This window comes from Nonomuraea sp. MTCD27 (assembly GCF_041950495.1).
Classification (GTDB): Bacteria; Actinomycetota; Actinomycetes; order Streptosporangiales; family Streptosporangiaceae; genus Nonomuraea.
In genome coordinates this window covers 143,394-156,773 of record NZ_JBGNUW010000013.1, presented here as the reverse complement: position 1 = coordinate 156,773, position 13,380 = coordinate 143,394, and the positions used below count along the sequence as shown (strand labels likewise).

Sequence of the window (13,380 nt, the reverse complement as noted above, 5' to 3'; positions counted from 1 at the left end):
GTGTCCCAGCCCGGTACGGCCCCCGCCCCGGCGCGGACCCCCGCGTGGCGCTACGCCATCGGAATGTTCGGCACCTCCATCCCGATCAACATGATTAAGGGATCGATGATCCTCTACTACGTCGACATTCTCGGGCTCGACGTGCGCGCCTACGGCGCGGTCATGGTGATCTACGCGGTCATCGACGCGATCGACAACCCGGTGCTCGGCCACCTCTCCGACCGCACCCGGACCCGGTTCGGCCGGCGCCGGCCGTGGCTGATCGTCGGCGCGCCGTTGCTCGCGGCCTGCATGATCGCGTTCTTCTCCGCGCCGGCCACCCTGGAGGGCCTCGGCCTCGTGCTCTGGTTCGCGGTGTTCGCGATCCTGTGCGAGGCCTTCGACTCGATGCTCAACGCGAACTACGGCGCGCTGCTCCCCGAGCTGTTCCCGCGCGAGCGCGACCGCGCCGTGGCCAACAGCCTGCGCCAGGGATTCCAGCTGGTGGCGCTGGTGATCTCGCTCGCGGTCACCCCGCTGCTCACGACGAGCGTGTTCGGCACCGAGAACTCCACCCAGGGCTTCCAGACCACCGCGATCATCTATGGCGCGATCGCGCTCGTCGTGATCGTGTTCATGGCGCTCGGCGCCCGGGAGAGCCCCCGCTACTCCACGCGCGAGCGGCCGCTGCTGCTGCCAAGCCTGTGGTCGATCGTGCGCAACCCGATGTTCTGGACGGTCGGCCTCACCGGCGCCTGCTACGGCATAGCCATGGCGCTGGTGCTCTCGGGCATCCAGCTGTACGTCCGCTACTCGCTCGGCCTCCCGGTCGGGGACGCGCTCTACCTGCAGGGGATCGTCATCCTCGTCTCGGCGGGCGGCCTCGCGGTGTGGACGCGCGTCGTGGCCCGCCGTGGCGCCCTGTGGACCTGGCGGCTGGCCTTCGCGGTCCTCGCGATCAGTTTCGCGGGCCTGTTCCTCGCCACCGACCTCGTCACCGCCATCGCCGCCGGCGTGCTCGTCGGGGTCGGGTGGTCGGGGATGCTCGCGACGAACGACCTCATCGTCGCCCGTGTGCTGGACGCCGACGCCGCGCGCAACGGGGAGCACCGCGAAGGGCTCTTCCTGTCCGCGTTCGGCTTCTTCGGCCGGCTCAACGGGATCGTGACCGGGCTCGCGCTCACGTCGCTGGGCGTGTTCTTCGGCTACAACTCGGGGGCCGACCCCGGGGCCGATCCCGGGCTGGCGTTCCGGGTGTACCTGTGCGCGTACCCGTTCGTGCTGACCACGATCGGCGCGATCGCGGCGCGGCTCATCTCGGTCCCGATCGAGACGCCGCCCGAGGCGGCCGAGCCGGTCGAGCCGGTCGAACCGCCGCCCCCGGGGCCCGCTGACGCGCCCACCGCGGAGCGTCCCCGATGACCCGGCGCGTCGTGATCACGGCGGACGATCTCGGCCGGGAGCCCGGTTCGTCGGAGGTCATCGCCGACCTGCTCGCCGAGGGGCACGTCTCCGCGACGACGCTCATCTGCGTCTCGCCGGTCGCGGAGCGGGCCGCGAAGCGGGTCTGGGAGCTCGGCGTCGTGCCGCGGGTGCACGTGACGCTCACGAGCGAGCGCGGGATCCCGCGCTGGCGGCCCCTCGACGGCGCGGCGAGCCTCGTCGATCAGGACGGGACGCTCAGCGACGACCCGCTGGTCCTCGGGGCCCGCGGCGAGGCCCGCGACGTCATCCGGGAGGCGGACGCGCAGCTGCACTGGATGCGCGACCGGGGCCCCGTGCCCGTGGCGGCCGACTCCCATGCCGGCACCCTCTACGGCCTGCACGGCAGGTCGTGGCTGGCCGAGGCGCTGCAGTGGTGCGCGCGCCACGGCCTGGCCTTCCGGCTGCCCCGCGACCCGGAGCCGTACTTCGGCGGTCCGCTCCCGCCGCCGCTCGCGGCGGCGCACGGGCGCGCCGTCGCGCTCGCCGACGCGCTGGGCGTGTCCATCCCGCAGACGATCGCGACCAACCGGCGCACGGCACGCGAGCTCGGTACGTACGAGCGACTCCGGGACGACTACCTCCGCCGGCTCGCGGCCCTCCCGGAGGGTACGAGCGAGCTGTTCCTGCACCCGTCCCGCGAGGACGCGGTCACGGGACCGGACGGCATCGTACGGACCTGGGAGACGCGCCTGCTGCGCGACCCGGTGTGGCACGCCGCCCTGCAGAGCGAGGGCGTCGAGGTCGTGGGAGGCTGGTGGGCCTCCTGACCCATGAGCCGGCGGCCCCGCGGCCGTACCGAGACAGGCAACCGGGCGAAGCCGAGCGTTCCGCGATCCACGAGCGGTGGGTCGCGGAACGCCACCGGCGTACCGAGGATCCCGGCTATCAGGAGGAGTGGTACTCCGAGCAGTGCGGTGGCTGCCGGTTCTGGTTGCCGCTGGCCGGGGAGATGGGCAGGGACTACGGCGCGTGCGCGAATCCGGCGGCACCCTTCGACGGGCGCGTCCGTTTCGAGCATGACGGGTGTGCGGCGTTCCAGGAGTCGGGAGCCTGGTCCACGCCGGCGGAGCAGGAGGCTCATCGCCGGTGGACGCGGTACCTCCGGGCCCTGGACAGCATGAACGAGCGCGGTCTGGCGCTGCTGCGCGACGCACTCGCCGACGAGCCCGATCGGGAGCTGGCTCTGGCCGTGATCCTGCGGGCGCTGGAGGCGGTGGGCGCGGGTGAGCGGCGGGAGTGGGCCGGGCTCGTACCACCGGGGCGGGACCGGGAGCTCGCCGAGGCCCGCGTGAGAGATCTCGAGCTCCTGGCGGCCGGGCCGGCCGGCGTTCCGGGCGAGTGGTCGGACTGGACGCAGCGACGTCTGGCGGCGACGAGTTCGGACCTCGCGCTGCTGGGCCTGCTCGCCCAGGCGGGGCGTACGAAACGGATCAGGCGGATGGCCACGGAGCGCAGGCAGGCGATGGGCGGTTCGTGAGCGCGGGTGACGGCCCGGCCCGGGATCCCGCGATCCTGGGCCGGGGCCCGCCCGGCAATCCCGGGGCCCGCCCGGCGATCAGTCGGTCATGCCGCTGAACGTGCCGGCCTCGTAGGAGCCGCCCGCCTTGCGCGCGATCACGCCGAGCCGGTTGGCCGCGTTGATCTGGGCGACCAGGCAGACCAGCGCGACGACCTGCTCGCCGTCGTAGTGCCCGCGCACCCGGGCCCAGGTCTCGTCGGACACGCCGTGGTGGGCGTCGGAGAGCCGGGTGCCCTCCTCGGCGAGCGCCGGCGCGGCCCGGCGGTGCGTGTCGAGAACGGCCTCATCACCGGGCTCTACGCCGTACGCAACCCCGAGAAGCTGTCCCACCTGCAGCGGGAGACTGCCCTGACCCGCTGACCCCGAGACCACCGGAATCCGGTGGCCGGGGTTGAACGCGGGGCACGCGACCTCAGTGCACGGGCCCCTGGAGCTCGCCGGTCTGGGCCGCGCGGGCCGGCAGGAGCAGGGCGGTGATGACCACGGCAACGGACAGCACCGCGCCGATGATGAAGGCCAGCCGCATGCCGTCGAGATTGGCGAGCGCCTCGGTGACCCCTTCGGACTTCAGGGCGTCGGCTCGCGCGCTCATCACCGTGACCACGAGCGCGGTGCCGAAGGCCGCGGCGACCTGCTGCAGCGTGCTCAGGATCGAGCTGCCGTGGGAGTAGAGCCGCGGGGGGACGGCCCCGAGCCCGAGGGTGAACACCGGGGTGAAGGTGCCGGCCAGGCTCACCATCAGCAGCGCGTGCAGGCCGAGGATCTGCCAGTAGGGCATGGTCATCGAGACCTGGGTGAAGCCGGCGAGCGCGAGCATGATGCCGATCGCGCCCGGGATGACCAGCACCCGGCCGCCGAACTTGTCGAACAGGCGGCCGACGGTCGGGCCGAGCAACCCCATCGCCAGGCCGCCCGGCATCACGAGGAGCCCGGTCTCCAGAGCGCTGAGCCCGCGGACGCTCTGCAGGTAGAGCGGCAGCAGGATCATCGAGCCGAGCATCGCCATGAAGGCCACCGACATCATGATCAGCGCGACCGTGTAGGTGCGGTGGAGCAGGGTGCGCAGGTCCAGCAGCGGCACGCCGCGCTTCTGCAGCGACAGCTGGCGCAGGACGAAGACGGCGATGGTGACCACCCCGGCCGCCACGATCGCGGCGGCGACGCGGACATCGCCGCCCTCGAACCGGCTGAGCCCGTAGATCAGGCCGCCGAAGCCGGCCGCGGCGGTCGCCACGCTGAACCAGTCGATGCTGCTGAACTTGGGCTCGCCGACGTTCTCGAGCCGCTTCAGGCTGCTCCAGGTGATCAGGGCGGCGATGGGGAGCACCACGGCGAACAGCAGGCGCCAGGACCCGAACTGGAGGATCACCCCTGAGACCGTCGGGCCCATCGCCGGCGCGACCGAGATGGCCAGGGTGACGTTGCCCATCACCCGGCCCCGGTCCTGCTCGGGCACCACCTGCATCAGCGTGGTCATCAGCAGCGGCATCATCACGGCCGTCCCGGACGCCTGGATGATGCGGGCGCCCAGCAGCACCTCGAACGACGGCGCGACGATGGCCAGCGCCGTGCCGAGCAGGAACAGGCCCATCGCCGTGGTGTAGGCCCGGCGGGTGGACACCCGCTGCAGGAACCACCCGGTGATCGGGATGACCGCGGCCATGGTCAGCATGAACGCGGTCGACAGCCACTGCGCGGTCTGCTCGGTGATGTGCAGCGCCACCATCAACCGGGGGATCGCGTTGATCATGATCGTCTCGTTGAGGATCACCACGAACGTGGCGAGCACCAGCAGCCGGATCACGGCCGGTGTGCGGCCCGCGGCGGCTGCCGCGGGCTTGGCTAGTGAGTCGAGCTGTGGGCTGGACACGGCACCTCTATCGGGGTCGTCGGGCGAAAGGCGGTCATGGCTGGCACCCCAGCCCTCGGTCTCACAGGAAGTCGTCGTCATGCACAGACTGACCGGCGCCACCGACAAAACTCATCGTCTCCGCCCAACATTGCGGCAAGAGGTGCGAAAAGTCACCAGGTTTCCCCTGGCAGTGAACGGGGATCCCCGGATCGGGCATCCTCAGCTCGCCGCCTGCTTCAGGAGGGCGCCGATCATCGCCTCGCTGTCGGGGGTCAGCGCCGTCAGCGCGAAGGCGGTCGGCCACATGGCGCCGTCGTCGAGGTTCGCGGGGTCGTTGAAGCCGAGGGTCGCGTACCTCGCCTTGAACTTCGCCGCGCTCTGGAAGAAGCAGACCACCTTGCCGTCCTTGGCGTAGGCGGGCATCCCGTACCAGAGCTTCGGCGACAGGCCGGGCGCGGCGGCCTTGACGATGGCATGGATCCGCTCCGCGAGGACGCGGTCCGCGTCCGCCATCTCGGCGATCTTCGCGAGCACGTCGCGCTCCGCGTCCGCGGCGGACGCGCGGGAGCCGCGGCGCGCGGCCGTCTTCAGCTCCTGGGCGTGCTCCTTCATCGCGGCCCGCTCGTCGTCGGTGAACCCGTCGAACGTCTTGCCGGCGGCGGTGGTCGTCCTGGTGGCCTTGCGCGTTTCGTTCATGGTGAGATCTCCTTGTCCGCGAATTCTTGGTAGGGACGAGCGGTTGCGGTCAGCCCCACGCGCCGGCGATCTGCCGGGTGGTGGCGTTGAGCCGGTTGAACAGGTTGGTGACGCCGATCATCAGGATGATCGCGGCCAGCTGCTTCTCGTCGAAGTAGGTGGCGGCCCGGTCCCAGACCTCGTCGCTCACCGCGTCCGCCCGGTCGGCGAGCCGGGTCGCGGCCTCGGCCAGCGCGAGCGCCGCCCGCTCCTCGTCGGTGAAGTACGGGGCCTCCCGCCAGGCGACGACCGTGGCCAGCCGCTCGTCGCTCACGCCGGCCTTGCGGGCGGTCTTGGTGCCCGCGTCGACGCAGGAGGTGCAGCCGTTGATCTGGCTGACCCGCAGATGCACCAGCTCCAGCGTCTGACCGTCCACCCCGCCGGCGTGCACGGCCTTGAACAGCTCCTGGATGGGCTGCATCGCGTCGGGCAGGACGAAGGCCGGGTTCTGCATACGGGACTGCATCGTGGTGCTCCTCTTCCGGATCGCCGCCCCGTCCCTCGGGGCGTGACTCCATCACAGCGGGACGGGCTTGCCATGACGACGGCGGTGGGACACCGTGGGACAGTTGGAACGGCGTTGGCCTGCAGCGATTTGTCCCGATAGGTTTCTTCCGCGATGGGACAGAAAGGCAGGACCCCGGTGGTGGTGCAACAGCGGACGGCCAAGGCGGACCCCCAGGACGAGCTGGCCGCCAGGCTGCGCCTGCTCCAGGAGCTGTCCGGGCGCGGCGTGCGCGCCCTCGCGCGGGACACGGGCCTCAGCTCGTCGTCGCTGTCGCGCTACCTCAGCGGCCAGTCGGTGCCGCCCTGGCCCGTGGTGATCGAGCTCTGCCGCCTGGTCAAGCGCGACCCCCGCCCGCTGCGCCCCCTGTGGGCCCGGGCGACGAACCCCCTGCCCGCGCCCCCGAAGGCGAGCCGCCAGGTCCAGCCCCCGTCGCCGCCCGCCGGCGCCCCGCTCCCGCCCCGCAACGACCTGCCGCGCGACGTGCCCGACTTCACCGGGCGCGCGGCCCAGCTCGCCGCCGTCCTCGACGCGGTGGGCAGCAGCCGGGTGGTCGCCGTCGACGGCATGGCGGGTGTCGGCAAGACCTGCCTGGCGGTGCACGCCGCGCACCGGCTGGCTGCCGAATACCCGGACGCCCAGCTCTATCTGGACCTGCACGGGTTCACCGAGGGACGCGAGCCGCTCGATCCCGACCCCGCGCTGCGGGCACTGCTCGCCGCGCTCGACGTCCCGTCGGAGAAGATCCCGCAGGAGGGCGGTGTCGAGCCGCTGGCCGCCTGCTGGCGGTCGGAGCTGGCCGGCCGGCGGGCCGTCGTGGTCCTCGACAATGCCGCCGGCGCCGACCAGGTCCGCCCGCTGCTGCCCGGCGCGGGCTCCTCCGTCGCCCTGATCACCAGCCGCAACCGGTTGCTGGGCCTGGAGGAGGTGCCTCCGGTGTCACTGGACGTGCTGACCCCGGAGGAGAGCGCGGAGCTGCTGGCCCGCGCCAGCGGCGACCCCAGCGGTCCGGACGGCCGGCTGGCCCGCGACCCGCAGGCCGCGGCCGAGGTGTTGCGGTTGTGCGGTCACCTGCCGCTGGCGCTGCGCCTGGCCGGGGCCCGGCTGCGGCACCGGCCGGGCTGGACCGTGGGCATCCTGGCCGAGCGGATCGCGGAGGGGGCCGGCGAGCTCGACAGCGCGCTCGCCATGTCCGTACGCCAGCTCGACCGGGCCGAGCGCCGGATGTTCCGGTTGCTGGGCCTGCTGTCCGGGTCGTCCTTCGACGAGTACGTGGCGGCGGCGCTGGCGGACGTGCCGCTGCGCGGCGCCCGGACGATGCTGGAGGACCTGCTCGACGCCCACCTCGTCCAGCAGCCGTCGGCCGGCCGCTACACGCTGCACGACCTGGTGCACCAGTACGCGCACCGGGCCGCCGCGGAGCAGGACTCCGCGGAGGAGCGGGCGCAGGCGCTGGGCCGGGTGCTCGACTACTACGTGCACGCGGCGGCCGCCGCCGACGCCGCGATGCCGTACGTGTCGGGCAGCCGCGCGCCCTCCGCGGGCCGGCCCCCGGCCGAGCTGCCCCGGTTCACCGACAAGCACGCGGCACTCGGCTGGTTCGCCACGGAGTACACGAACCTGATGGGCGCCTTCGAGCTGGCCGTCGCCACCGGAGCCGACGCGCACGCGTGCGAGCTGCCGCGCTTCATGCGGGCGTTCTTCGCGCGGCGCTGCGGCACGACGCACCTCAACGTCCTCTTCGAACGATCGCTGGTGGCCGCGCAGCGGCTGGGCGATTCGTGGCAACTGGCCGAGGCGCACAGCGACCTGGGCTTCGCCCGCTACAACGCGGGCCGGATGGCGGAGGCCGGCGCCGCGTACGAGGCGGCGGCACCGCTGGTCTCCCAGGCCGGGGACACCCGCTCCGAGGCGGATCTGATCATGCGGCGCGGCCACCTGAGATGGGACGAGGGCGACGTCGAGGAGCCGTTCGAGCTCTTCCGGCGGGCGGGCGAGCTGTACGCCGCCGCCGGCTGCCCGCAGGGCGCGGCCCACGCGACCGCGGACGAGGCCTGGGCGATGCTGCAGCTGGGACGGCACGAGGAGGCGGCCCGGCTGGCCCGCGAGGTGCTGGACGTGGCGCACGCCGACCCCGCCTGGCCGGCCGCGCTGACGGCCCGGATCACCCTCGGCATGGCCATCGTCCACGAGCAGCCCGACGAGGCCGCGCAGCACCTGCGCCAGGCTCTGGAGCTCGCCCGCGAGGACGGCCACAAGCACAACGAGGCGTGGTGCCTCAACTGCCTGGGCGTCGCCCTGCGCGAGACGGGCCGCCACGAGGAGGCACTGGCCAGCCACCGGCAGGCGTTCGCCCTCCTGGACGAGCTGTTCGAGGAACACTGGAAGATCCACTTCCTGCACGCCTACGGCGAGACCTGCCGGCTGGCCGGCCTGCCCGACGAGGCCCTGCGCCTGCACCGTCAGGCGCTCGAGCTGGCCCCGAAGCTGGGCTACCGGCACAAGGAGGCGCTGGCCCACGAGGGGATCGCCGCCGTGCTCGACGAGACGGACCCGCCCGCCGCCGCCGACCACCGGGCCGCGGCACAGGCCATCCGCCAGGACCTCGCACCGGCCTGACGCCGGACCAGCCTGACGCCGGACCGGCCGTCCAGCCCCTAGAAGGCGGTGAACGTCCGGGGCTCCCCGCTCAGCCGCGCGCTCTCCTGCCGCGCGACGGCCGGGGACACCTTCGGCGGCGTCCGCCGGAGCTCCGCCTCCAGCTCGGCCAGCACCGTCTCGGCCTGCTGCTTGAGCCGCTTCCTGTAATGACTCAGGTCCTCCCCGAACCTCCTGGCGACGGGCCCGATCCACACGGTGTCGCCGGAGAAGAGGGCGAACGGCTCGTCCAGCGCCGCCTCGAGCCTGGCGACGTGCTGCTCCACCTTGGCCAGCGCCTGCCGCAGCGCCTCGTAGCGGGGATTGTCCACCGGCATCTCGCTCATCGCAGCCAACCCATCTCGACGTTACGGGTACGCCTGAGGTGGGGTGGAGGAGTATGGGAGCGGCTGGCCCGACGTTCGGAACGGAGACGATGCCGATGACACCGGTGTGGCGTGGTGCGACTGCCGTGGCGCTGCTCGCTGTCCTGGCCGGCTGCTCGACGCCCGACCCCGGCCCGACGGTGGAACAGGCCGGTCAGACCCTTGAGCGGCACATCACCGAGATGATGGAGCAGACGGGTCCGGAGGAGATCGTGGTCACCGATCCGGGCGGCAAGGACGTGCCCTGCGGGACGGATGGGGTCAAGCGCACGTACGCCGTGAGGACCACGTACAACAGGTTCGATGACCACCTCATTGCCGAGATGGCGGGACGGCTCAGCACGACGTGGGGCTACAAGGTGCATGAGCCCTACAGCGCCGGTTCTCTCAGGACGACGCTCAAGCTTGCCCCGGCCCGTACCAGCATCACTGTGGAGACGCCCAGCGACCATGAGGCGAAGGCCGCGGGCGAAACAGACTGCATCCCGCGTGGGTAGCTCGGGAACGATCATTCTTCAGTCTCCTCCGTCCAGAACCTTCTTCAGATCGGGATCAATCGTGGTGAGGTGTTTCTCCGCGTTGTCCCGTTCACCCGCGAACTTCGAGGCCGCCGCAGCGGCCACCTTTCCCATCATCCGACGGTCAGCCTCGTTATCGACGCTGCCGTTCTCCTTCAGCCAAACCAGGAAGGCCTTGGTGGCCTGCGGATTCGCGCTGATCTCCGAGTACGGCCTCAGACGTCCTTGCGCATCGACGAGGAGCGGGTCTGTCGGAGGTTTGAACCCGACAGGAGGATCCTTCGAGGTGTAGCCCTGCGCGACGAGCCCGGCGGCGATCTCGTAGAGGGCGCCGCGCGCATGCGCCAGCTCCTTCTGGTTGACGTCCGGCATCCGGAGGTCCGGCTCCATCGCGGCCGCGATGCCGTCCTTGAGTCCCCAGCTGAGGAACATCCAGCCCGCCGCCGCGGGTAGTCCACCCGCGGTGGGAAGGAACAGCATCCCGGCGTCCATCCCTTTGTCCAGAACCTGGCCGAAGCGTTCGACGTCCTCCTTGTCCTTGAGGTCCGCGGTGCCCCGGACGGCCTTCATCGCGGCGAACTGGATGCCCGCGACCGTGCCCAGCCGGGAGAAGACCTGCTCGACCGCCGTCTCCTGCTGCCGCCGGTCCGGAGGGGGGAAGGCCAGCAGGTGCCGGTCCGCTCGCACACCCGCCTGGAAGAGCCGCTGAGTGAGCGCCGCCATGCCTCTGTTGAACGGCTCCATGTGGGCATCGGTGTCGGCGAAGGTCTTCATGAACCGATAGTTGTCCGTCAGGGACAGGCGGAACATCGGGGACGTTCCGATCAGTTTGTCGTTGAAGCCGCCGAACTGGCTCGGCAGTTGCCAGTCGGGATCGATCGGCGGCGGTGTCGCGGCGAACTCCGTGGCGTACGCGCCGGCGATCTCGGCGAAGTGTTTCCGCATCGCGTCGTGCTTCAGCAGTCCCGGCCCCTGCGTGATCACCTGGAACGCGAACCTGGCCGCGTTCTCGCTGTGCGCCCCGTCCTTCTCGTCGTACACGCCCGACGCCGCCGCCAGCATGCGGCCGAACGCGTCGCTGGCGGCCGGGTCGCGCGACACGTGCGTGCTAAGCCGCGCGAGATCCGGCGCCGAGGCCCGGGCCGCCGTGGGGTTGCGGGACAGGGCGCTGAGGAAGCGGCCGGTGGTGTCCACGCGGCCGGTCGGGGTGGGCTGCAGGTGGCGGCGGGCCACGGCGGTGAGCCACTGCGTGGGGAAGGCGCCTTCGCTGACGAGCCAGGACAGCGAGTCGGCGTCGATGCCCTCCCCGCCCCGCTCGATGTCGCTCATGATCTTGGGGAAGCGCGGGTCGGGAGGGGAGGCGGTGGTGGCGGCGGCGAACAGGCGGCTGAAGTCGCCGAGGATCTTCTTCTCCTCGGGTCCCACGGGGATGCCGGTCGCGGCCGGCCCGAACAGGTCGAGGATGTTCTTGGGCAGGGCCACGGTTCCCGCTGTCCCGAGCTCGCCGAAGAAGGCCGCGGCGAAGTCGGGGTCGCCCTTGTGCGCCAGCACCCGCTCCATCAGCTCCTTGAAGCGCTGGGCGGCGTCGTTCGGCCGCGGGCTGCTCATGCCGCGTTCGGCCTCCAGGGCGTACTGCCGGAAGAGCGCGCCCATGGCCGCGCCTTCGCGCCGGGACTGCTCCGGCGTGGCGAACGGCATCGCGGTCTCGTCGTACGTCACGATGCCCGGCGCCCAGCCGGGGACGCGCCTGCGGATGACGGCGTTGCGCGCCCGTAACGCCGGCACCTGCCCCCGGACCCAGCCTTCGATCTCCACGAACGGGGTCAACGTCAGCGTGCCCGCGCCCACGCGCGTCAGCTCTGCCCTGATCGCCTGGGTCTGCTCGGCGACGACCCCGCAGGCTCGGTCCATGGCGGTGACGAACGCGTCCATGCGATCAGGGTCGATCCCGGACAGGTCGGGATGCCAGGGAACCGTCGGATGGGCCACGCGTCGCTCCTCCCTCGACCCTGGACGGTGGCCTGGGCCGGGCCGTACGACTACGTGGCACCAACCCTCCCACAGGTGAGCCGGCGGCACTCGGCTTATAACCTTTCGGGCACGACGCAGAGGGAGCCGCGCGAGTGGCGCTCATGGGCCCCTCAGGTTCCGGCAAGACCACGTTGCTGACCACGCTGGCCGCGGCGGCCGTGTCGGAGCCGCTGTCGCGCGGGATCCGCGTGGAGCGGCTGCGCGACGCCCCCGCCCGACCGCTCACGGCCCCCAGGTCCCCGAGCACGTCAGCGCCTGCTATCTCTCCTGATGATGGGCTTTGCTGGGATTGCACGTTTCCGCTGAACGGCCGCCCCCATTGACTGGTGAGTGAACAGCCGGCGCATTGTGCGCCGTCTGTCACCGTGAGGCGGTCGCGATGCCCCTGGACGCGGAGGGAACGAAAGTAGCGGCGCGGGCGGGCCTGAACGGTCAGGCACCGCGCTGTGATCACATGAACGCGCTTCCGGTCGCGGAATCCGCGAAACGCGAATGCCAGGCGTGCCCGGTCGCCGACCATGCCTGGACGCGGTTGCTGGTGTGCCTGAGCTGCGGCTGGGTGGCCTGTTCCGATGACGCGCGGGGTGGCGGCCACGCCCGCGCCCACTACGAGGAGACCGACCACCCCGTGGTCGCATCCCTGGAGCCGGGGTCGACCTGGCGCTATTGCTACGTGCACCGACGAAACGTATGAAACGAGACGAAAGAGACTTCATGGCTATCACCGAACCAGCGGTGGAGCGCCGTCAGGACTACGACGGCTCCGCACCGTTCCCCGGAGCGGAAGAGCACGATCCCGCTTCCCGACCACAGGTGGCGCTGACGGCCGCGATCGTCGTGCTGCCGTTCGTCGCCCTCGGCCTGGTGATCGTCCTGGCGTGGGGGCGGGGAGTCGCGCTCACCGATCTGCTCGTGGCCGCGATCCTGTACGTGGTGACCGGCCTGGGGGTGACGGTCGGGTTCCATCGGCTGCTCACCCATGCCTCCTTCACCGCGCGGCCGTGGTTGCGCGTGACGCTGGCGGTCGCCGGGTCGATGGGCTTCCAGGGGAACGTGATCGACTGGGTGGCCGTGCACCGCCGCCATCACGCGTTCACCGACCGGCCGGGCGATCCGCACTCCCCCTACCGGTACGGCACCGACCTGCGCGGGCAGCTTCGGGGGCTTGCCCACGCCCATCTGGGCTGGTTGTTCACCGACGACCGGACCCCGGCCGACCGGTACGCCCCGGACCTGCTGGCGGAGCCGGCCATGCGACGCGTCGCCCGGGCCTTCCCCGCGTTGTGCGCGCTGTCGCTGGCGCTGCCGTTCCTGGCCGGGTGGGCGTTCTCCGGCACCCTGTACGGCGGCCTGACCGCCTTCCTGTGGGCCGGGCTGATCCGCATCGCGCTGCTCCAGCACGTCACCTGGAGCGTCAACTCGCTCTGCCACGTCATCGGCGACAGGCCCTTCAAGACCCGGCGCCACGACCGCTCGACCAACGTGTGGCCGCTGGCCCTGCTGTCCTTCGGCGAGAGCTGGCACAACGGCCACCACAGCGAGCCCAGCTGCGCCCGGCACGGTGTGGATCGCGGCCAGGTCGACCCGTCCGCCGCCATGATCCGCCTGTTCGAGCGGGCCGGCTGGGTGAGCGACGTGCACTGGCCCGACGCCGGCCGCGTCCAGCGTCGCCGCGCCGGCCCGCCACCACCCGACGGTGCCCCCGCCGCCGACTGACCGGCGCCCGGGGTCTG

13 protein-coding genes are annotated in these 13,380 nt (G+C 71.9%); 7 read left to right on the top strand and 6 right to left on the bottom strand.

Annotation, left to right across the window (positions count from 1 at the left end; genetic code table 11):
• Genes ACBJ59_RS34025 through ACBJ59_RS34015 form a run of 3 tightly spaced genes read left to right on the top strand, consistent with a single transcriptional unit; the run spans window position 1 to window position 2,941 of the window.
• Window positions 1-1,401, top strand: coding sequence for an MFS transporter (locus tag ACBJ59_RS34025; protein ID WP_375114292.1), 1,401 nt, complete (start codon window positions 1-3; stop codon window positions 1,399-1,401).
• A complete protein-coding gene (locus ACBJ59_RS34020) occupies window positions 1,398-2,231 on the top strand; it encodes a carbohydrate deacetylase (RefSeq protein WP_375114291.1) in 834 nt (277 codons plus the stop codon). Before ACBJ59_RS34025 ends, ACBJ59_RS34020 begins: the two co-directional genes overlap by 4 nt.
• Window positions 2,219-2,941 (top strand): DUF3027 domain-containing protein, encoded by a 723-nt coding sequence (locus tag ACBJ59_RS34015; protein ID WP_375114290.1) that lies wholly within the window; start codon window positions 2,219-2,221, stop codon window positions 2,939-2,941. The genes ACBJ59_RS34020 and ACBJ59_RS34015 overlap by 13 nt, the downstream gene beginning before the upstream one ends.
• Window positions 2,942-3,019: 78 nt before the next feature.
• Here ACBJ59_RS34015 and ACBJ59_RS34010 read toward each other — a convergent pair whose 3' ends face one another.
• The 4 genes from ACBJ59_RS34010 to ACBJ59_RS33995 form a co-directional block, all read right to left on the bottom strand.
• A complete protein-coding gene (locus ACBJ59_RS34010) occupies window positions 3,020-3,313 on the bottom strand; it encodes a carboxymuconolactone decarboxylase family protein (RefSeq protein WP_375114289.1) in 294 nt (97 codons plus the stop codon).
• Window positions 3,314-3,395: 82 nt separating this feature from the next.
• A complete protein-coding gene (locus tag ACBJ59_RS34005; protein WP_375114288.1) occupies window positions 3,396-4,853 on the bottom strand; it encodes an MDR family MFS transporter in 1,458 nt (485 codons plus the stop codon).
• A 201-nt stretch (window positions 4,854-5,054) separates the two neighbouring features.
• Entirely contained in the window at window positions 5,055-5,531 is a 477-nt protein-coding gene (locus ACBJ59_RS34000) for an iron chaperone (protein WP_375114287.1), read from the bottom strand.
• A 49-nt stretch (window positions 5,532-5,580) separates the two neighbouring features.
• Window positions 5,581-6,036 (bottom strand): carboxymuconolactone decarboxylase family protein, encoded by a 456-nt coding sequence (locus tag ACBJ59_RS33995; RefSeq protein ID WP_364131957.1) that lies wholly within the window; start codon window positions 6,034-6,036, stop codon window positions 5,581-5,583.
• Between the two features lie 153 nt (window positions 6,037-6,189).
• Here ACBJ59_RS33995 and ACBJ59_RS33990 point away from each other — a divergent pair, with 153 nt between their 5' ends.
• Window positions 6,190-8,694 (top strand): tetratricopeptide repeat protein, encoded by a 2,505-nt coding sequence (locus tag ACBJ59_RS33990; protein WP_375114286.1) that lies wholly within the window; start codon window positions 6,190-6,192, stop codon window positions 8,692-8,694.
• Between the two features lie 38 nt (window positions 8,695-8,732).
• Here the strand turns inward: ACBJ59_RS33990 and ACBJ59_RS33985 are convergent, their stop codons facing one another.
• Window positions 8,733-9,059, bottom strand: coding sequence for a hypothetical protein (locus tag ACBJ59_RS33985; RefSeq protein ID WP_375114285.1), 327 nt, complete (start codon window positions 9,057-9,059; stop codon window positions 8,733-8,735).
• A gap of 125 nt (window positions 9,060-9,184) precedes the next feature.
• On the opposite strand from ACBJ59_RS33985, the gene ACBJ59_RS33980 reads away from it, so the two are divergent.
• Complete coding sequence (locus ACBJ59_RS33980; RefSeq protein WP_375114284.1) at window positions 9,185-9,595, top strand: hypothetical protein; 411 nt, start codon at window positions 9,185-9,187, stop codon at window positions 9,593-9,595.
• An 18-nt stretch (window positions 9,596-9,613) separates the two neighbouring features.
• Here the strand turns inward: ACBJ59_RS33980 and ACBJ59_RS33975 are convergent, their stop codons facing one another.
• A complete protein-coding gene (locus tag ACBJ59_RS33975; protein WP_375114283.1) occupies window positions 9,614-11,605 on the bottom strand; it encodes a hypothetical protein in 1,992 nt (663 codons plus the stop codon).
• 421 nt (window positions 11,606-12,026) lie between these two features.
• On the opposite strand from ACBJ59_RS33975, the gene ACBJ59_RS33970 reads away from it, so the two are divergent.
• Together ACBJ59_RS33970 and ACBJ59_RS33965 are read left to right on the top strand one after the other, a co-directional pair.
• Window positions 12,027-12,341, top strand: a complete 315-nt coding sequence (locus ACBJ59_RS33970) for a UBP-type zinc finger domain-containing protein (protein ID WP_375114282.1) — start codon at window positions 12,027-12,029, stop codon at window positions 12,339-12,341.
• A gap of 20 nt (window positions 12,342-12,361) precedes the next feature.
• The gene (locus ACBJ59_RS33965) at window positions 12,362-13,363 is read left to right on the top strand and encodes an acyl-CoA desaturase (RefSeq protein WP_375114281.1); all 1,002 of its coding nucleotides are present in this window, start codon (window positions 12,362-12,364) and stop codon (window positions 13,361-13,363) included.
• The last annotated feature ends 17 nt before the right edge of the window (window positions 13,364-13,380 follow it).

Excerpts from the sequence above, each read along its gene's own strand:
- ACBJ59_RS34020 (WP_375114291.1), top strand. The coding sequence starts at position 1,398 with ATGACCCGGCGCGTCGTGATCACGGCGGACGATCTCGGCCGGGAGCCC.
- ACBJ59_RS34000 (WP_375114287.1), bottom strand. The coding sequence starts at position 5,531 with ATGAACGAAACGCGCAAGGCCACCAGGACGACCACCGCCGCCGGCAAG.
- ACBJ59_RS33995 (WP_364131957.1), bottom strand. The coding sequence starts at position 6,036 with ATGCAGTCCCGTATGCAGAACCCGGCCTTCGTCCTGCCCGACGCGATG.
- ACBJ59_RS33990 (WP_375114286.1), top strand. The coding sequence starts at position 6,190 with ATGGGACAGAAAGGCAGGACCCCGGTGGTGGTGCAACAGCGGACGGCC.
- ACBJ59_RS33985 (WP_375114285.1), bottom strand. The coding sequence starts at position 9,059 with ATGAGCGAGATGCCGGTGGACAATCCCCGCTACGAGGCGCTGCGGCAG.
- ACBJ59_RS33970 (WP_375114282.1), top strand. The coding sequence starts at position 12,027 with ATGCCCCTGGACGCGGAGGGAACGAAAGTAGCGGCGCGGGCGGGCCTG.
- ACBJ59_RS33965 (WP_375114281.1), top strand. The coding sequence starts at position 12,362 with ATGGCTATCACCGAACCAGCGGTGGAGCGCCGTCAGGACTACGACGGC.